The sequence below is a fragment of the Microbispora sp. CL1-1 genome (assembly GCF_012034195.1).
Classification (GTDB): Bacteria; Actinomycetota; Actinomycetes; order Streptosporangiales; family Streptosporangiaceae; genus Microbispora.
Genome location: NZ_JAATEK010000070.1, coordinates 1 through 18,453 on the forward strand (window position 1 = coordinate 1; position 18,453 = coordinate 18,453).

Below are 18,453 nucleotides of genomic sequence, written 5' to 3' on the forward strand. Positions count from 1 at the left end.
TCACCGTGGAACCTCCCGCGACGAGTGGGCGACGGCTGCGCTGGGCCCTGAGCGACACGTTCGTCATCGCGGGGCGCAGCTTCTCCCAGCTACGCGCCCAGCCGGGCCAGATCGCCGCCGAGCTGGTCGCCCCGGTCATCATGACCATCCTGTTCGGGTACGTCTTCGGCAGCGCGATCAGCCTGCCCGGCGGTGGCGACTACCGCGACTATCTGATGCCCGGGATCTTCATGCAGGTCATGGCGTTGTCCGCGGTCGCCGCCGCCACGTCGGTCGCCGAGGACATGGCGCAAGGCATCATCGACCGCTTCCGCGCCCAGCCCATCGCGCGCATGGCCGTACTGGCCGGGCGGAGCCTCGCGGACATGTCCAAGGACTGGCTGTCGCTCGCCACCATGAGCGTGTGCGGCCTGCTGATCGCGGGATGGCGTCCGCACGGCACCCCGCTGGGGACGCTCGCCGGTTTCGCCCTGCTCGCCCTGTTCGGGTACGCGATGGTCTGGCTGGGCACGTACATCGGGCTGCTGGTGAAGAGCGGCGCGCAGGCGGACGCCGCGACGTTCGGCTGGCTGTTCCCGATGACCTTCCTGGCCAACGCGTTCGTGCCGCTGGAGGGGCTGCCCGGGTGGCTGCGGGCGATCGCGGACTGGAACCCGATGAGCGCCGTCGTCTCGGCCGCGCGGATGCTGTTCGGCAATCCCGGCTCGGCCGCCGCCTCCTGGCCTCTGCAGCATCCGGTGACGGCGTCGCTGTGCTGGTCTCTGCTGATCATCGCGGTGTTCGCGCCGCTCGCCGTACGGCGCTATCGCACGGCCGCCCCGCGATGACACGATGAGACCGTGATCGACGTCCCGCTGAAGAGGTTCGAGGAGCTCGTGGCCGAGGCGCTCGACACGATCCCCTCGGACCTGGCCAAGGTCATGGACAACGTCGTGGTCGTGGTGGTGGACGACCCGCCCGAGCCCGGCCTGCTCGGGCTCTACACCGGCATCCCGCTGACCGAGCGGGGCGACTGGTATTCGGGGGTTCTCCCGGACCGCATCGAGATCTACCGGAATCCGACGCTGGAGATCTGCGAGACCGAGGACGACGTGGTCGCGGAGGTCCGGATCACCGTCGTCCACGAGATCGCCCACCACTTCGGCATCGACGACGAACGGCTGCACGAGCTCGGCTGGTGACGGCGTTCGTCGGCGTTTCCGCTCGTCAGGGCGGTGCTCGCCGTTCGCGGCGCGCAAAATGGGACCGTCAGCGGGTTGCAAAAGTCGCCTCCGGCAGGCACTGTAAGTGACATGTTGACCACGGGCTGTAAGATCCAGTCGCCGCGGCGGACACCTGCGGACACGGCCGGCGGAGCGACCTCTGCGGAGTGAGATGGCGGCCACCAAGCCCGGCAGGCTGTCCGGCCGGCACCGCCGTCCCCCCGAGGTGCGAACCACCTATCGGGAGGTCGCCGCGATCCCCGAGTTCCGGGCCCTGTGGCTCGGACAGGGCATGTCGCTCCTCGGCGACCAGCTCGCCCAGGTGGCGCTCGCGGTGCTCGTCTACAGCCGGACCGCTTCACCGCTGGCCACGGCCGCCGTCTACGCGCTGACCTACCTGCCACCCATCGTCGGCGGGCCCCTCCTGTCCGGGCTCGCCGACCGATACCCGCGCAGGCGGGTCATGCTCTGGTGCGACGTGCTGCGCGCCCTGATGCTCGCCGTGATGGCCCTGCCCGCCACACCCTTTCCGGTGCTGTGCGCGCTGGTCTTCTTCGTCGTGCTGCTCGGCGCGCCGTTCTCGGCCGCACGCGCGGCGCTGCTGCCCGAGGTGCTGGAAGGCGACCGGTACGTCGTGGGCTCGGCCCTGCAGAACGTGACCAACCAGGCCGTACAGATGCTGGGGTTCGCGGCCGGGGGCGCGGCGATCGCGGTGCTCGGGCCCTATCGGGCGCTGGCGCTCGACTGCGCGACGTTCCTCGGGTCGGCCCTGGTGATCGTCGCGGGGGTGCGACATCGCCCGGCGCCGCTGCGCGAGGACGACGAGCGGCCGTCCATGTGGCGGATGACGAGGTCCGGCGCGCGCCTGGTGTTCGGCGAACGGCGGCTGCGCACGCTCGTCCTGTTCGCCTGGTTGTGCGGGTTCTACGTGATCCCCGAGGGCCTCGCGGTGCCGTACGCCGCGGCGCTCGCCGACGGGAGACTGCCCGTCCCGGTGATCACGGGACTGCTGATGGCGGCGATGCCGACAGGAACGGTCATCGGCGCGTTCTTCTTCGGGCGGTTCGTCACACCCTCGGGACGGCTGCGGGCCATGGGATGGCTCGCCATGCTGACCTGCGCGCCGCTCGTGCTGTGCGCGGTCCGGCCACCGCTGGAGGGCGTGCTCGCCCTGTGGGTGCTGTCCGGCGTCGGCGGGGCCTATCAGCTCGCGGCCAACGCGGCCTTCGTCCAGTGCGTGCCCGCCGCGGGGCGGGCGGCGGCGTTCGGGCTGGTGCAGTCGGGGCTGCTGGCCGCCCAGGGCGTCGGCATCCTCGTCGGAGGCGCCGCCGCCCAGCGACTCGGTCCAGAGGCCGTCGTGACGCTGGCGGGTGTGGCCGGGCTGTGCACCGCGGCCGTGCTCGCCATGCTCTGGACCGAGTCGCGCAGGGAGATCATCGCCAAGGTCCGGGCTGCCGCTACCTGAGTCAGGCCTGCGGACCCTGGTTCTGGGAGTCGCCGGTGGAGGGCCGGCCGTACGGGTGCTGCTCGTAGCTCGGGGCCTGGGGGGCCTGCGGGGGGTACGGGGTGCTGCTGGGGCGGCCCTGGTTCCAGCCCTGCTGGACGTTGTCCCACTTGGCCTTGGCGTCCTGCCAGACCCGGCCGTCCTTGTTCTTGTCGATGAGGTCCTGGACGATGGAGGAGTTCTTGCCCTCCTCGGGGAGGAGGAGCCAGGCGACGGCGTAGATGCCGACGCCGAGGCCGCCGAAGAAGCTCGCGACGGCGAGCCCGAGGCGCAGGATGTTGGCGTCGATGCCGGTGTACTCGGAGACGCCCGAGCACACGCCGGCGATGATCCTGCCGTTCCGAGTGCGGTGGAGCTGCTTGACCGAACCGTTGGAGTTCATCTCGTTCATACCTCCACAGTGCCTTTCAGAGGGGTTGACGCACATCGGGATTCCCCCTGGCCCTACCCCGAGGGGGCCCGGATACCCTGACGCCATGGACGACCTTCTCGAACTCGACGACCAGCTCGACCCCGAGCACCGCATGATCAGGGACTCCGTAAGGGAACTGGTCTCCGACAAGGTCCTCCCCTACGTCGGCGAATGGTTCGAGCAGGGCACCTTCCCGGCCCGCGAACTCGCCCCGGCCCTGGGCTCGCTCGGTCTGCTCGGCATGCATCTGGAGGGATACGGCTGCGCCGGGCTCGACGCCGTCTCGTACGGCGTGGCCTGCCGGGAGCTGGAGGCGGGCGACTCGGGGCTGCGGTCGTTCGTGTCCGTGCAGGGGTCGCTGGCGATGTTCCCCATCTGGAAGTACGGCTCGGAGGAGCAGAAGGAGGAGTGGCTGCCCCGGCTGGCATCAGGGGAGGCCATCGGCTGCTTCGGCCTGACCGAGCCCGACCACGGGTCGGACCCCGCCGGCATGCGCACCACCGCCAAGCAGGACCCGTCCGGTGACTGGATCCTCAACGGCGCCAAGATGTGGATCACCAACGGCTCGATCGCCGACGTCGCCGTCGTGTGGGCGCGGACCGATGAGGGCATCCGCGGCTTCGTCGTCCCCACCGCGACTCCCGGCTTCTCGTCCGCCGAGATCCACCGCAAGCTGTCGCTGCGGGCCTCGGTCACCGCCTCTCTCTATCTCGACGACGTACGGCTGCCCGCCTCCGCCGTGCTGCCGGGCGTCACAGGACTGAAGGGCCCGCTGTCGTGCCTCACCGAGGCGCGGTACGGCATCCTGTGGGGCGTCGTCGGAGCGGGCCGGGCCTGCCTGGAGGCGGCCGTCGACTACGCCACCACGCGCGTGCAGTTCGGCAAGCCGATCGGCGCCTTCCAGCTCACGCAGGAGAAGCTGGCCTGGATGGCCGTCGCGCTCGGCCAGGCCGGGCTCACCGCCCTCCACCTCGGCCGGCTCAAGGACGCCGGGAAGCTGAAGCCCACCCAGGTCAGCTTCGGCAAACTGGCCAACGTGCGGGCCGCTCTCGACATCGCCCGCGAGGCGCGTACGGTGCTCGGGGCCAACGGCGTCACGCTGGAGTATCCGGTCATCAGGCACATGACCAACCTGGAGTCCGTGCTCACGTACGAGGGCACCCAGGAGGTGCACCTGCTGACTTTGGGCAAGGCGCTCACGGGCCTCGACGCCTTCCGCTGACGCCCCCGTTCACCGCGATCGGGGACAATCACGGTCGCCGAAGACGCGGTACTCTCTGTACCCTGCAACGTGGGGAGTGTTCCACGGATCACAGCGCGACACGGGCCGGGGTCCGCGGGGCATGACCAAGGGGTGCTAGCTCAATGGCAGAGCTGCGGACTTTTAATCCGTCGGTTCAGGGTTCGAGTCCCTGGCGCCCCACCCTCATCGAACTGGGCAGACTCCCGAGTCTTGATCGTTCGGAAGCCTGCCCGGTTGCATTTCCGGTTGCAGTTGTGCAATCGCCGGTTCACTCGTCCCAGCACCGGCCAACCCGCGCTATGGCGTCATTGGTGTAGTGACCCCCTCCGGTCGTCTGCCGGTTCAGCCGGTCGTCGTCTCCGCTGCTCGAAGAAGTGCCGGGTCCACATCGGGGACGGCGAGCCTCGGGTTGTAACCCGCCGCGACGACCCTCATAACGAACCCGGCGGCCTCCTCCAGTTGCCGGGCGCCGCTGAGCCCACCGACCACCGCAGTCTGTCCGCCAAGATCCTGGATCAGTGCCGCAGCGCGATCGAGCGCACCCGGCTCGTCGCCGCAGATCGCCACAACCGGCGCCAGCTCCTGCGGGCCCACGTACGGCCACGAGGCTCCTGCGAACAGGTGGAGCGCCTTGACCACGTGGGCGCCGGGAGCCGTGTGAGCCACGAGTGCTGCTGCCGAGCCGGACACCGGCTTCAGTGCGCCGGTCGTGTAGTCGACCGGGTTGGTGCAGTCGATCACGGTCTTGCCGGCCAGCGCCCCCTGGGGGCCGCCGACGAGAGACAACGCCGCCTCCAGCCCTTCCCAAGCAACCGCGATCACGAGCACGTCGACCCGAGTCGCGAGGTCCGCGGGATCGACGGCCTCCGCCGCAGGGCCGATCTGCTGGACGGCACCGCCGGCGTGCAGCGGGTTACGCCCCGCCACCGACAGTGAGTGACCTGCCGCGGCCCAGGCTCGGCCAAGCGTCACGGCGAGGTTTCCGGTGCCCAGGATTCCCACGTTCACAGCAATCTCCTCTGTCTCGAAGGGGTCTTCCTCTGCGACGCTACGAACGAGGCTCCTACCGTTTGGTAGGCGACCGATGCGACACTGGATTCCGTGATCGACGGGTCCTGCCAGACGTTCGTCTCCGACTGCCAGGTGCGCGCGGCGGCCGAACTCATCAACCACGCTTGGGATCCCGTCGTGCTCTCGGCCCTGCGCCTGGGGCCGACACGACGCAAGGAACTGCTGATGCGCATCGCGGGAGTCAGCGACAAGGTGCTGACTCAGGCGCTGCAACGTCTGCAAGCACGCGGACTCGTCGTGAAAGTCAGCAGCACCGACCAGGCGTCAGGGCGTGCAGGCGTGGTCTACCAGCTCTCCATGCTGGGCGAATCGTTCGCGAACGGACCCTTGGCGCAACTCGCGCAGTGGGCCGCCGACAACCAAGACGAGCTCGTCGGCCCGTCGGCAACGTCATGACCGACAACGCAGGTCATCGGCTGCGGGTCCTGGGATGCGGACGAGGGGCTGTGCGACCCTGAGAGCAATTGCCGGCCGAAACCCACCTCGTCGGAGGTCACACCCGTCATGACCAGCCCCGGGCAGCGCTCGCCCATGCTCGTGGCGCGGGCCTCGCGGAGCTGACCGCGTGCTGATCACCCGTCTGACCGTGCCGCCGCCTCATCCGCAGGGGTGGCCGTTCATCATTCCCGCCGTACGGCACCTCGCCGCGGGGCTCGACATCACCGCCCCCGTGACGTTCCTCGTCGGGGAGAACGGCTCGGGGAAGTCCACGCTTGTCGAGGCCGTCGCCGACGTGTGCGGCATCAACGCCGAAGGAGGCAAGGCCGGCACCCGGTATGCCTCCACCGGGGAGGCGACGCCGCTCGGCCGGGTGCTGCACGCCGAGTTCACCACCTCGGGGCTGCGCCTGGTCCGTGGCCCCCGTACGAAGCGGCGGGCGTTCTTCTTCCGCGCCGAGACGTTGTTCAACCTCGGGCAGAACGTGTCGGGCCTGCACGGCTTCTGGGAGGAGGACCTGACCGAGCAGTCGCACGGCGAGGGGTTCTTCACCGTGCTCGACCGCATGGTCGCCGGGCCGGGCCTCTACCTGATGGACGAGCCGGAGGCGGCGCTGTCGTTCACCTCCTGCCTGCGTCTGGTCGCGTTGATGGACCGCGTCGCCCGTGAGGGCGGGCAGATCATCTGTGCCACGCATTCGCCGGTCCTGGCGAGTCTCCCGGGCGCGCAGATCCTTGAGTTGGACGACGAGGGGATCCACCGTGTCGCCTGGAAGGAACTCCAGCTCGTGGACCATTGGCGGCGCTTCTTGGAGTCGCCCGAGGCTTACCTGCGGCATGTGCTCGGCCGCCGTACGGCACCGCCGTAGCGGGGACGAACCGCATATTGCCCCACTTCATGGCGGTTTGGTCGAGGTACATGGCTGGTAGGGGGTATGAAGCATAGGGATGCTTCCGGGGGAGCAAGCGATGGGCAGGTCGACCCTGCACGTACGGCTGGAGCGGGCAGGCCCGCGGAGAGAGGCCAGTCGCTGGTGGGACCTCACCGCGATGCTGACCGCCGTGGTGGTGGGCCGGATGCTCGCCCGGCGACTGCTCGTCCGCCGGCTGCTGCGACGTCTCTATGCCATCTCCGGCAACCTCGCCGAGATCAACATCAGCGACGAACACGCCCAGATCGCCCAGCGACGTGACCCGCGGGAGCTGAAGCAGCTCATCGACAACATCAACGTGAGCCTGGACATGCTCGACCATGAGCGGCAGTTCGCCTCCAACATCGCCCACGAGATCCGGTCCCCGCTGGCCGGGATACGCGTCACGGTGGAGGAGGCGACCGCCCATCCCGGCGAAGCCGACTACCCACAGGTGCTTGAGGCCGTGCTCCGCGGAGTGGATCGGCTGGAGACGCTGGCCACCGCGCTTCTCCTGGTCGCCCGTTCCCGCGCCGCCCAGGCCGACTGGGAACGTATCGACCTGTGCGAGCTGGTCAGGCAGGAGGTCGCGGACCGGAACGACCCCATCACGATCGAGATCATCTGCGCTCCCCATGTCGTGATCACGGCCATGCGTACGCGGATCTGCCAGATCATCACCAATCTGCTGGACAACGCTCAGCACCACGCGGTCAACCAGGTGCAGGTGCACGTCGGCCGCAGCGACGGCAACGCGCGCCTGGCGGTGTCGGACGACGGCCCCGGCGTGCCGGAGCAGGACAGGGAACGCATCTTCGACCGGATGTACCAGCTCAGGACCACCTGCCAGCGGGGCGGTCCCGGCATCGGCCTCGGCCTGTCCATCACCCGGGACATCGCGAAGGCCCACCACGGAGCCGTCTGGGTCGAATCCTCCCCGCTCGGCGGCGCCTGCTTCGTGCTTCAGATGCCCATCGCCGTTCCCTGAGCATGCTGCCAGGGATCTCCGGCGCCGTTGGCGGCGAGGTGCCGTTCGTAGGCGTCCACCTTGCCGTCGATGAGGTCGAGACAGTCCCGTAGCCGGGCGAGTTGCGCGATGACGTGGCGCCGGTGCTCGCGCAGCACCTCGAGCCGCTCCGCTTCGTTGCCGCTGCCCTCGCGGACGAGCCGGGCCAGCCGGCTGATCGTGGCCAGCGGCATGCCGGAGGCCCGGAACTTCACGCAGTTGCCCAGCCATTCGACGTCCCAGGCGCTGTACACCCGCCGGCCTGCCTCGTCGCGCCGTACCTCGCTCGCGAGCAGCCCCGCACGCTCGTACAGCCGCAGCGTGTGCACGCTCAGCCCGGTGCGCCTGGCCACCTCGCCGATATGCAGAACTTCAGCCTTCATCGGCTCAAGGTAACCCGTTGACCTAGACCTCGGTCTAGCACCTAGCGTCTGCGGCATGAGCAGCGAAACGACCAGTGGCACAACGTCACGCGCGTACGGCACGGGCATCACCGCCGGTGAGGTCCTCGACAGGGGCGATCTCACCGGCAGGACGGCCGTTGTCACCGGCGGCTATTCCGGCCTGGGTCTCGCGGCCACCCGTGCGCTCGCCGACGCGGGCGCGCGAGTCGTCGTCCCGGCGCGCCGGCCCGAGACGGCGCGCCAGTCGCTCGCCGGTGTCCGAGGGGTCGAGATCGACCGGCTCGACCTCGCCGATCTGGATTCCGTACGAGCGTTCGCCGAGCGGTTCCTGCGCCGGGAGACCGGCCTCGACATCCTGATCGCCAACGCCGGGATCATGGCCTGCCCCGAGACCCGGGTGGGGCCCGGCTGGGAGGCGCAGTTCGCGACCAACCATCTCGGCCACTACGCGCTCACGCAGTTGCTGTGGCCCGCCCTCACCGCCGCCGGCGCGGCCCGCGTCGTCTCGGTCTCCTCCGGGTACGGCACGGACTGGCGCATCCGGTGGGACGACATTCACTTCACCCGCGGCTACGACAAGTGGGCCGCGTACGCGCAGTCCAAGCTCGCGAACATCCTGTTCGCCCGCCACCTCGATCGGCTGGGGGCGCCGTACGGGGTGCGTGCCTTCTCGGTCAACCCCGGCTGGATCCTCACTCCGCTGCAGCGGCATCTCACGACCGACGAGATGGTCTCCGCCGGATGGATCGACGCCGACGGCCATCCGGTGCCCAGCCTGTTCCGGACACCCGAACAGGGCGCGGCGACCCTGGTGTGGGCCGCGACGTCGCGCGAGCTCGACGGGCGCGGCGGCGACTACTGCGCGGACTGCCGCGTCACCGACGGCGGCCCGAAAGACGACGGCGAGGCGGCCCGTCTCTGGGCGCTCTCGGCCGACCTGACGGGCCTCGACATCATCCCCGTCATCCCCTGAGCCCGCGGCAGCCCCGAGCAGCGAGGCCACCGTCATACCCGAGCGTCTGCCAGGTCGGCGACGACTACTTCCTGGCCTGCTCCAGCTTCGAGTAGTACCCGGGCGTGCCGATCTTCCACAGCCGCGACCTGACCACGTGGAACCAGATCGGCAACGTGCTCGACCGGCCGTCCCAGCTGCGTCTGCGCACCGCGCCGTCATCCGGCGGGATCTACGCGCCCACCCTGCGCCACCACGACGGCCTGTACATGCTGATCACGACCAACGTCTCCGACCGGGGCCACTTCATCGTGTCGGCCGAGGATCCGGCCGGGCCCTGGTCGGATCCGATCGTGGTCGACGGCCTGCCCAGCGTCGATCCGGACCTCGCCTGGGATGAAGACGGCACCTGCTGGTGCACGTACGCCACCTTCGGCGCCGAGGCCGGCACCATCATGCAGGTGCCCATCTACCCGCTGCGGGGCGAGATCCTCGACGCGCCCCGTCCGTTGTGGTCCGGCACCGGCCTCGCCGCGCCGGAAGCGCCGCACCTCTACCGGATCGACGGGACCTGGTATCTGCTGATCGCCGAGGGCGGCACCGCGCGTGGTCACGCGGTCTCGGTGGCCCGGGCGCCGAAGGCGACCGGGCCGTTCGAGGGCTGCCCGGCCAACCCGGTGCTCAGCCACCGCAGCACCGGCTCGACGATCCAGAACACCGGCCATGGTGATCTCGTGCAGGCGCCTGACGGGTCATGGCACATGCTGCTGCTCGGCGTCCGTCCGCGCGGGGTCACGCCGGGCTTCCACGTCCTGGGCCGCGAGACCTTCCTCCGGGCCGCAATGGCTCTCGGTCCGGCACCGGCCCCCGCACGACTACTCCCTGGACGCCCGGCCGAGCTGGCTGCCCCTGCGCGCCGGCGCCGGGTCGCTCGACGACCCGTCGCCTTCGACTGGTACGAGTGCACGGGAACGGCAGGCTAACGGGCCACCCCGCGTGGGCCGATCTTTTGGACCCCCGATTCCCGATACGTAAGGTAACTACCCTGTTCCGGTTTGGGGGTTTTCGCGAAGCTACAATGCCCAGTTTTACGGGATTCTCCAGATAAATACCGCCTATTGTGCCAGTCCTCCGGTTTTCCGGCACTTGTCTTCACGCGTTCGGCGGGTGATTCTCGTTCCAGCCGCCGAACGGCGGGAATTCCTGGAGAAGGGATCGCAAGCGTGACCACTCCGACCACGGGCCGGAAGATTCTCACCGCGGACGAATTCATCGAACTTGTCGTCGAATGGACCGAGGCCAACCAGGCCGCGATCGCCGCCGCGTGGGCCAATCCCGGCGAGGGCTGGGAGGACTGGATCAGAATCGAGATCACTCGATTCATCCAGGGCCGGTTCCTCGCCGCGGATCTGGGCCGGGAGCGCCACGTCTATACCGACACAAGCAAACAGTGCGACTTCGTCCTCAACGGCCAGGTGGCCCCCGACCCGGCAAGGCGGGTCGTCGTCGAGATCAAAACGCAGTCGCAAGGACGGCTGGCGCACTTCCGCGGAGATTTCAAGCAGGACCTCGAAAAGCTGGACGAATTGGCCGGCGAATATCGTTACGCGCAACGGCTGGCGATCGGGTTCTTCTTCACGAAGGACGCGGGAGCAGCCACGGGGAAGCTCTTCAGCCCAGTCGGCGCGCGCAATCTCGCGGAGTTCCTGAACGACTACCACCGCGTCTATTTCTCCAGCAAGTACAAGCCCTGGCGGATCGAGCCCGATGAGATGGCCGACGACCTGGTGAGCAGGGCGGGGAGCCCGAAGCTCGCCCAGGAGCGCGACGACGTGTTCGAGCTCGGCATGGTGTGGTGGCGCCTCGATCCGCTGGCCACGGCCGAGGAAGAGGAAGAGGAGGAGGACGACACGAACTCCAGCGTCGAGAGCTCGGACGAGAGCGACGCGGAGCAGAGCGACTCCACGAGCACCAGGACGAAACGGGGCGTCAAACGCAAGCGGGCGGACGACGACTCGGACGACCCGGATGACTCCGACGGCTCCGGCGGCTCGGACAGTCCGGACAGTTCGGACGACGAGAGCGACGCCATGAGCGACGACGAGAGCGACGACGGGGAAACCGCCTCTCCTCCACCCACGAAGAAGCCGAAAACCGGCAACACACGGCAGGGCTAGGGCGTCACCGACCTTCGGCCGGGTGGTTGATCTCCCTGGGACGAACCCCGTCAGACGGGCTGCCTCGTCGCAAGCGGGGGCCGTCCACCGGCGATCAGTCCTGATGTGTCTGCCTGATCGCCACCGACGGTCCCCGCCGAAAGGGGTGTCGGGGCAGTCCACCTGGAGCCATGATCCGCTCGCCCTTGGCCGGGTGATCGATCTACTCTGGCCGTCATGGCCCATGGGAAGACCTCCTTCGTCTGCTTGCCGTGCCGCGCCTCGTACAAGCAGCCGTTTCCGGGCGTGGGCCTTGACGAGCGGCTCTGCCCGCGATGCGCTCAGCCGCTCGTCCATGTCGGCTCCGCCTTCGCGGCGCCGCGCCGCAGGGACACGGCGGCCTGGCGGACGCTCTCGGTGCTGCTGCACGCAGGTGTCCGCTTCCACAAGAGCTGCTGCGGAGGCCCCGGTTATCGGCCGCGCTCGCTCAGCGAGGTGCGCGCACGGATGACGTACGCCCGGAGGACCGGAGAGCCCTTCTCCAAGGCTCTGGTGCTTCGCGAACTGCCGTAGATTCGCCTGCCATGTCACACTTCGCTCCCCGCCGATCCTCCTAGGAGGCGTGGCCGTTCCCGCACGCGTGCAGCGGGGTGGAAACGGCGTCACCCACGTCGACAAGGAGCACTCGGCATGACCGTTCTCGTCACCGGAGCCACGGGCACCGTCGGCCGGCAGGTCGTCCACCATCTGTTGGAGCGCGGCGGCAAGGTGCGGGCGCTGACCCGGGACCCCGCCCGCGCCGCCCTGCCGTACGGCGTGGAGGTCGTGGCGGGTGATCTCACCGACGTCGCCGGCCTGGAGGCGGCCTTCGACGGCGTCACGGCCGTCCACCTGATCAACTTCGGCGTCGGCTGTCGGCCTCTCGCGAACGGACGCGACATCGTCGCGCTCGCCGAACGGGCCGGGGTCGGCAGGGCCACCGTCCTGGGCGGCTGGCAGGAGGGCACGCTGGAGCCTGCCGTGAGGGCGAGCGGCCTGGAGTGGACGTTCTTGCAGCCGACGCAGTTCATGGCCAACTTCGTCAATGACTGGGGCGAGTCACTGCGGACCACCGGCCGGGTGCGTGAGCCGTACGGCGATCGGCAGAGCCCGCCGGTCGACGAACACGACATCGGCGCCATCGCGGCGGCCGTGCTGACGCAGGGCGGTCACGGCGGCAGGTCCTATCACCTCACCGGCCCCGAGGTGCTGACCGCGCGGCGGATGGTCGCGATCCTCGCCGAGGCGACCGGCCGCGACCTGCGGTTCGAGGAGCTCACTCCCGACGAGGTGCGCCGCGAGTGGAGCACGCCCGACCGGCGTCCGCCGCTGGCGCTCTTCCGCGCGTTCGCGGAGATCGAGGGAGCCGACGAGGTGGACATGGTGGAGAGCCTGCTGCGGATCTACGGCACGCCGAACCCGTTCGCCACCAGACTCACCGGTGACGTGGAGCAGGTCGTCGGCCGGCCACCGCGTACGTTCGCCCAATGGGCCGCCGAGCACGCCCGTCACTTCGTGCCCGCCGACGCGCGCTGAGGCAGCGACCATGATCCTCATCACCGGAGCGACCGGCGCCGTCGGACGTCTCGTCATTCAGCAGCTCGTCGCACAAGGCGCCCGCGTGCGCACCGTGAGCCGCTCCCCGCGCGACGCGGCCCTGCCGTACGGCGTGGAGGTCGTCCAGGGCGATCCGGCCCGGCCCGGCACGATGGCCGGCCACTTCGCCGGCGTCGAGGCGGTCTTCCTGCACCCGCGCACCTTCGGCGACTCCGCCGAGCGGCTCCTCGCCCTGGCTGCCGAACGGGGCGTACGCAGGGTGGTGGCCCTGTCGGCGATGAACATCGACGACCCGTTCGACCTGCAGCCGTCGCGATGGCGGGGCGACCGCAACAAGGAGGCCGAGGAGGCGGCCGTCGCCAGCGGCCTGGCCTGGACCAGCCTGCGCGCGAGCAGCTTCGCCGGCAACACCCTGCAGGCGTGGGGCGCGCAGATCCGCGCCGGAGACGTCGTGCGCTACGTGCACGCGGGGTTCCGGGAGTCCCTGCTCGACGAGCGCGATCTGGCCGAGGTCGCGGCCCGCGCGCTGCTCACCGACGAACTGCTCTCCGACGAACTGGCGGGCCGCCGGCTGGAGCTCACCGGGCCGGAGTCACTGTCGCACGAGGAGACGGTGGCCGCCATCGCCGCCGCGCTCGGCAGGCCGCTGCGCTTCGAGGAGGTCCCGTCGCGGGCCGTCGCGGCGCACCTGATCGCCAACGGGCTGCCCGAGCCGTTCGTACGCACCCTGATGGCCCGGTATGACCACTACGCCGACCACGAGCAGCATCCCGCGACGGCCGATGTCGAGAAGGTCCTCGGCCGTCCCGCACGGACGTACGCCGAGTGGGTGACCGACCACGTCGCCGCCTTCCGCAACGGCTGAGCCCGCGACGCCAAGGAGCCCATGATGCGTGAAAGTCCCCCGGCCGACGCGGCCGAGGTGTTCGCCGACCACCGCGAGCTGCTGTTCTCCATCGTCTACAACATGCTCGGCACGGTCGGCGACACCGACGACGTGCTCCAGGAGACCTGGCTCGCGTGGGCGGCGTGCGACGTGGCCGCCATCGGCAACCCCCGCGCCTACCTGGTGCGGGTCGCGGTCAACCAGGCCCTCGCCCATCAGAGCGCGTTGCGCAGGCGCAGGGAGACCTACCTGGGCCCGTGGCTGCCAGAACCGCTGGTCACGGGTCCCGACGCCGCCGAGCCCGCCGTACGCGCCGAGTCGGTGTCGATCGCGCTGCTGGTGATCCTGGAGACGCTCACGCCGCTGGAGCGGGCCGTGTTCGTCCTGCACGAGGTGTTCGCCTACCAGCACACCGAGATCGCCGACATGCTCGACCGCAGCCCGGCCGCGATCCGGCAGCTCGCCCATCGGGCCCGCGAACACGTGCAGGCGCGGCGTCCCCGCGCCCGGGTCGACCGGCGTACGCACCGGGAGGTGACCGAGCGCTTCATCGAGGCGGCGTTCGGCGGCGACCTGGCCGCGCTGATGGAGATGCTCGCGCCCGACGTCGTCCTGTGGCCCGACGGCGGGGGCAAGTCGACGGCGGGCGGGCCGCGTCCGATCCGCGGCCGCGACAAGGTCGCCCGCGTGGTCGTGGCCAACGCGCGCGGCGGCGTGGACGTCCGCTATCGCCAGGTCAACGGCGACCCCTCCGTGGTCATCTTCGAGGAGGACGCGCCCCTCGCGGTGATGGTGCTCGACCTCGACGCGGACGGGGAGCAGGTGCGCGCCATCTACGTGGTCAGCAACCCCGACAAGCTCGGCACCGCCTCCGGCGACACCCCGTGACACGGCAGACTGACACGGCAGACTGACACGGCAGACTGACACGGCAGACTGACACGGCAGACTGACACGGCAGAACGGGCCGGGCGCCCGGAGGACGCCCGGCCCGTCACCGGTTTATCCGATGCTCGACCAGGGACCGTTCGGGTCGCCCGGCTTCTGGTTGCGGGTCCACCACTTCGCCTGATAGACGACGCCCTGGTATTCCGCCCGGTCACCGGCGACGAAGATCCGCGACGGGGTCCAGACGGCGGTGCCGTCCGACGTGGACACGATCTCCTGCCACGGGCCGTACGGGTCGCCGGGGGCCTGGTTCTTCGTCCACCACGAGGCGCGCCAGACCGATCCCTTGTAGGTCACCTCGTCACCGGTGTTGTAGACCGAGGTCGCGCTCCACGCCGGAGGGTTGTCGATGACGATGGAGACGGTCTGCTCGGTGGTCAGCTCGTTCGTGCCGACTGCGTCGATCTTGAGCTGGTAGGTGCCGTTCGGATAGGCGGTGGTGTCGACGACGAGGTTGGGGTGGAGCCCGTCGCTGTGGCTGCCGGGTGCCTTGGTGTTGTCGGTCAGCCAGACGCCGTCGCGGTTGAGCTCGATGTAGGTGTAGGAGATGTCGGACGCCGCGCCGCTGAGGTCGACGGTGAAGGTCACCGTGCCGGAGACGGTCGCGCCGTCGGCCACCGAAACGCCCTTGATCGCCGGGTATGGCGTGAGGGTCCAGAAGTGGTCGGGGACGGCGGCGTCACCCGTCGCGGGCGCCGGGCTGGCGACGAAGGTCGCGTCGCGTCCGTTGCCCGACGAGTCGGCGATGGCCGCACCCGAGCTCTCGTCGAACGTGTAGTGCAGGACGTCGCCCGTGCCCACCTGCCCGGTCGCGAGGGCGGACACCTCGGACGCGGTCAGCGCGCGGCTGTAGACGTTGAAGTCGTCCACCGCGGCGGCCAGGTACGGGTCCGCCCCGTACTGCGAGCGGCCGATCCAGTTCTGGGTGGTGTTGCCGAGGCTGGACGGGTGCAGAGTGATATTGGTGTTGGTGCCCACGACCTTGTCGTCGACGTAGAGGGTGCCGGTGGTGCCGGACACGGTCACCGTCACCAGCGACCAGGTGTTGAGCGGCAGGGTCGTGGTGGAGCTGATCAGTTGCTCTCCACCGGCGCCGCTGGTCGTGATGGCGAACCGGAGCCCGGTGCCATTGGTGAGCGTCAGGAACATGTAGTTCGATGTGCCGCTGCCGAAGTCGAACACGCGCGACCAAGTGGAGTTCTTAGTGGGGTTGACCCACGCCGAGACCGTGAAGTCGCCCGTGACCCCGCTCACCGCGCCGCGCGGCACGTTGACGTACTGGTTGGCGCCGGACAGGGCGATCGCCTTGCCGAGCTTGCCGGTTACCCGGGTGCCGGCGATGCCGGAGGAGGTGATGGTGGTGTCACTCCACTGCACGACCTGCGCGCCCGGGTCCTTGCTCATGCCGTCGACGGCGAGCACCAGGCCCGTGTCGTAGTTCACGAGCTGGTTGTGGCCCTTCCCGTCGGGCACGACCTGCCAGAGCTGCGTGTTGGCACCGGTGTCGGTCTCCACTACGGCGGACGCGCCGTTGCCGGACGAGGCGTCCTTCACCCCGAGCACGAGGCCGCCGGCCGCGTTGACCACCTTGTGGAGGCCGGAGCCGGTGGAGACCAGCTTCCAGCGCTGCGTGGCGCCACCCGCCACGGTGGCCTGGTTCACCAGGGTCCCGGCCGACGTGCCCGCGTCGTGGGTGTCGAGCGCGAGCCCGCTGTTGAGGTTGGTGATCCGATAGGTGCTCTCGAGGTCGGTCGCCTCACCGTCGCCGCTGATCACGAGGTGGTAGGCGTCGGCGGAGCTCATCGCCACCGGCACCGTGATGGAGCCGTCGGTGACCTTGTAGACGGTGTCGGAGATGGTGATCGGGCCGGCGACGGGGTTGGTGCGCCCGTACGACGGGGTGTATTCGAGCTTGGCGTGGACGGTGTCGCCCGGGGTGTCGCCGAGGTCGAGCTTGTCCAGCCCGTCGACCTTGACGGCGGTGGCGCCGCTGCCGCCGCCGAAGACCACGCTGACCTGCTTCTTGTCGGCGGGCACGGCGGCGGCGCCGTCGAGGCCGGTCGTGGCGTTGGGCGGGGTGGTGGTGACCATGTCGCCGCTCATGTCGGCGTACCACTTGTAGAGCCAGTAGGCGCCGTTCGGCTTCCCGCCGGTGCCGGTCAGCAGGTCGCCGAGCGCGCCATAGCCGTTCCAGAACGCGAGCTCGGCGTCGTGGATGCCGTATCGCTCGAACTTGGCGATGTAGCCCACGAGCGCGCCGGGGATGCCGACCTCGGAGGGCGCGGCGTACTCCTCGATCGAGATCGGGCGGGGGCTGATGCCGAGGTCCTTCATGATGGCGTTGACCTTGGCGAGGTCGGTCACGATCTTGCCCGAGTTGATCAGCTCGTGCCAGGAGATGATGTCGGGCACCGTGTCGGTCTCGACCGCGTTCCGGAGGAAGTTCTCCATGTCGTTGATGTTGTCGGAGAAGCTCGGGCCCTGGATCGGCGTGTCCGGGTCGAGCGAGCGCACCTGGCGGAAGGTCTTCGTCCAGAAGTCCTCGTAGGTGCCGTTGGACGCGAGCCAGGTGTTGTCCGACTCGTTCCACAGCTCCCACGCCGCCATGTTCGTCACTCCGGACGCCTGGACGGCCTTGACCTGCTGCTCCACGACGCCGGGCCAGGTGTCCCAGCTGAACCTGTACGGCCAGCCCGCGTAGTAGTCCGACAGGCGGTTGACGACCTTCGCGCCCGCTCTGGCCGCCTTGTCGGCGACCACCAGCACGTCGCCCTTGGCCTGCTGCTTGCCGCCCACGGCCATCTGCACGAACGTGTTCGGCTTGATGGCCTTGACCAGGTCGTCGGAGGGCGTCGCGTCGTCGGCGAGGCCGTACAGGGAGCCCGTCGCGACGTGCGTGACCGGGCGGAACGGCTGGTCTGCCTTCACCACGAGCGTGGCCGCGGGTGCAGGCGCGGCGGCCGGCGTGGGATCCGCGGATGCGGGCGTCGCGGAGAGGGCGGCTCCGGTGGCCGCGCTCGCCAGCGCGGCCACCACGGCTGCCGCGCGGCTCAGGAACCGGCCGCGGCCACGGGCTAACGGACTCCCCGGGGGAAATGCCGTTCGGGACATGGGTGCTACTCCTTTGTGTTGCGTGAACGCGGGGGCGTTCACCTTTCGCACGTCGTCTCACCAAGCCGGTGTTAGCGCTAACATTTCGGCCGAGCCGTGGACGACGTCGTTCGTGCGGGTGCGGGACGCTTCCTCAGTCCTTGACGGCGCCGGCGGTGACCCCGGCGGCGACGTAACGCTGGGCGATGACGAGGAGCACGGTGGCCGGGATCGACGCGACGACCGCGGTCGCCATGATGGCGTTCCACTCCTGGTTGTTGTTGCCGATGTAGTGATAGATGCCGAGCGTGATCGGCTGGTGGCCGCCGCCCTGGTCGAGGGTGGAGGCGAAGACGAAGTCCGACCAGGCCCACAGGAACGCGAACAGCGACACCGTGATGACCGAGTTGCGGGAGACCGGCAGCACGACCGACCAGAACGTGCGCAGCGCGCCCGCGCCGTCCACCCGGGCCGCCTGCATCAGCTCCTCGGGAATGCCGGACATGAACGCCGTGAAGATCAGCACGGCGAACGGCACCGCGAGGGTGGAGTCGGCCACGATCAGCCCCGGCACGGTGTTCAACACCCCGGTGCTCAGGAAGATCGCGTAGAACCCCATCGCCATGATCACGCCG

19 protein-coding genes and 1 tRNA gene are annotated in these 18,453 nt (G+C 69.6%); 15 read left to right on the plus strand and 5 right to left on the minus strand.

The genetic code is table 11. The features are described 5' to 3' along the window. The 3 genes from HCK04_RS38705 to HCK04_RS38715 form a co-directional block, all read left to right on the plus strand. The coding region (locus HCK04_RS38705) for an ABC transporter permease (RefSeq protein WP_312845796.1) at nucleotides 1–827 on the plus strand (827 nt) is incomplete at its 5' end. Nucleotides 828–839: 12 nt separating this feature from the next. Beyond that, a complete protein-coding gene (locus HCK04_RS38710) occupies nucleotides 840–1,181 on the plus strand; it encodes a metallopeptidase family protein (protein WP_142652497.1) in 342 nt (113 codons plus the stop codon). Between the two features lie 193 nt (nucleotides 1,182–1,374). Continuing rightward, a complete protein-coding gene (locus tag HCK04_RS38715) occupies nucleotides 1,375–2,667 on the plus strand; it encodes an MFS transporter (protein ID WP_142652498.1) in 1,293 nt (430 codons plus the stop codon). 1 nt (nucleotide 2,668) lies between these two features. Here the strand turns inward: HCK04_RS38715 and HCK04_RS38720 are convergent, their stop codons facing one another. Continuing rightward, nucleotides 2,669–3,097 carry a PspC domain-containing protein gene (locus HCK04_RS38720; RefSeq protein WP_168066611.1) on the minus strand — a complete coding sequence of 143 codons (429 nt, stop codon included), beginning with the start codon at nucleotides 3,095–3,097 and terminating at the stop codon, nucleotides 2,669–2,671. A gap of 85 nt (nucleotides 3,098–3,182) precedes the next feature. On the opposite strand from HCK04_RS38720, the gene HCK04_RS38725 reads away from it, so the two are divergent. Then, entirely contained in the window at nucleotides 3,183–4,340 is a 1,158-nt protein-coding gene (locus tag HCK04_RS38725; protein WP_142652500.1) for an acyl-CoA dehydrogenase family protein, read from the plus strand. A 129-nt stretch (nucleotides 4,341–4,469) separates the two neighbouring features. Beyond that, a tRNA-Lys gene (locus HCK04_RS38730) sits at nucleotides 4,470–4,541 on the plus strand. Nucleotides 4,542–4,703: 162 nt separating this feature from the next. On the opposite strand, the gene HCK04_RS38735 is transcribed toward HCK04_RS38730, so the two are convergent. Beyond that, nucleotides 4,704–5,369 (minus strand): NAD(P)-binding domain-containing protein, encoded by a 666-nt coding sequence (locus HCK04_RS38735; protein WP_168066613.1) that lies wholly within the window; start codon nucleotides 5,367–5,369, stop codon nucleotides 4,704–4,706. Nucleotides 5,370–5,462: 93 nt separating this feature from the next. On the opposite strand from HCK04_RS38735, the gene HCK04_RS38740 reads away from it, so the two are divergent. From HCK04_RS38740 to HCK04_RS38750, 3 genes are all read left to right on the plus strand, one after another. Next, nucleotides 5,463–5,828 (plus strand): helix-turn-helix domain-containing protein, encoded by a 366-nt coding sequence (locus HCK04_RS38740; RefSeq protein WP_142652501.1) that lies wholly within the window; start codon nucleotides 5,463–5,465, stop codon nucleotides 5,826–5,828. Between the two features lie 169 nt (nucleotides 5,829–5,997). After that, a complete protein-coding gene (locus HCK04_RS38745; RefSeq protein ID WP_142652502.1) occupies nucleotides 5,998–6,738 on the plus strand; it encodes an AAA family ATPase in 741 nt (246 codons plus the stop codon). Nucleotides 6,739–6,838: 100 nt separating this feature from the next. After that, complete coding sequence (locus HCK04_RS38750; RefSeq protein ID WP_168066615.1) at nucleotides 6,839–7,768, plus strand: HAMP domain-containing sensor histidine kinase; 930 nt, start codon at nucleotides 6,839–6,841, stop codon at nucleotides 7,766–7,768. Here the strand turns inward: HCK04_RS38750 and HCK04_RS38755 are convergent. Continuing rightward, nucleotides 7,744–8,169 (minus strand): MerR family transcriptional regulator, encoded by a 426-nt coding sequence (locus HCK04_RS38755; RefSeq protein WP_142652504.1) that lies wholly within the window; start codon nucleotides 8,167–8,169, stop codon nucleotides 7,744–7,746. The genes HCK04_RS38750 and HCK04_RS38755 overlap by 25 nt on opposite strands. Before the next feature lie 55 nt (nucleotides 8,170–8,224). Between HCK04_RS38755 and HCK04_RS38760 the strand changes: the two genes are divergently transcribed. From HCK04_RS38760 to sigJ, 7 genes are all read left to right on the plus strand, one after another. Next, on the plus strand, nucleotides 8,225–9,163 hold the full coding sequence (locus HCK04_RS38760) for an oxidoreductase (RefSeq protein ID WP_142652505.1): 939 nt from the start codon (nucleotides 8,225–8,227) through the stop codon (nucleotides 9,161–9,163). Between the two features lie 104 nt (nucleotides 9,164–9,267). Beyond that, a complete protein-coding gene (locus tag HCK04_RS38765) occupies nucleotides 9,268–10,125 on the plus strand; it encodes a glycoside hydrolase family 43 protein (protein ID WP_260617558.1) in 858 nt (285 codons plus the stop codon). 240 nt (nucleotides 10,126–10,365) lie between these two features. Beyond that, complete coding sequence (locus HCK04_RS38770) at nucleotides 10,366–11,319, plus strand: hypothetical protein (RefSeq protein WP_142652506.1); 954 nt, start codon at nucleotides 10,366–10,368, stop codon at nucleotides 11,317–11,319. 216 nt (nucleotides 11,320–11,535) lie between these two features. Then, the gene (locus HCK04_RS38775; RefSeq protein WP_142652507.1) at nucleotides 11,536–11,871 is read left to right on the plus strand and encodes a deoxyxylulose-5-phosphate synthase; all 336 of its coding nucleotides are present in this window, start codon (nucleotides 11,536–11,538) and stop codon (nucleotides 11,869–11,871) included. Between the two features lie 117 nt (nucleotides 11,872–11,988). Next, a complete protein-coding gene (locus HCK04_RS38780; RefSeq protein ID WP_142652508.1) occupies nucleotides 11,989–12,873 on the plus strand; it encodes an NmrA family NAD(P)-binding protein in 885 nt (294 codons plus the stop codon). Between the two features lie 10 nt (nucleotides 12,874–12,883). Further along, on the plus strand, nucleotides 12,884–13,759 hold the full coding sequence (locus tag HCK04_RS38785; RefSeq protein WP_142652509.1) for an NAD(P)H-binding protein: 876 nt from the start codon (nucleotides 12,884–12,886) through the stop codon (nucleotides 13,757–13,759). 21 nt (nucleotides 13,760–13,780) lie between these two features. Next, entirely contained in the window at nucleotides 13,781–14,668 is an 888-nt protein-coding gene (gene sigJ, locus HCK04_RS38790; RefSeq protein WP_312845797.1) for an RNA polymerase sigma factor SigJ, read from the plus strand. 114 nt (nucleotides 14,669–14,782) lie between these two features. On the opposite strand, the gene HCK04_RS38795 is transcribed toward sigJ, so the two are convergent. Both HCK04_RS38795 and HCK04_RS38800 read right to left on the minus strand, forming a co-directional pair. Continuing rightward, nucleotides 14,783–17,839: a LamG-like jellyroll fold domain-containing protein gene (locus tag HCK04_RS38795; protein ID WP_142652510.1), complete on the minus strand. Its 3,057-nt coding sequence runs from the start codon at nucleotides 17,837–17,839 to the stop codon at nucleotides 14,783–14,785. A 133-nt stretch (nucleotides 17,840–17,972) separates the two neighbouring features. Next, a partial coding sequence (locus tag HCK04_RS38800; protein WP_142652511.1) for a carbohydrate ABC transporter permease occupies nucleotides 17,973–18,453 on the minus strand: 481 nt, incomplete at its 5' end.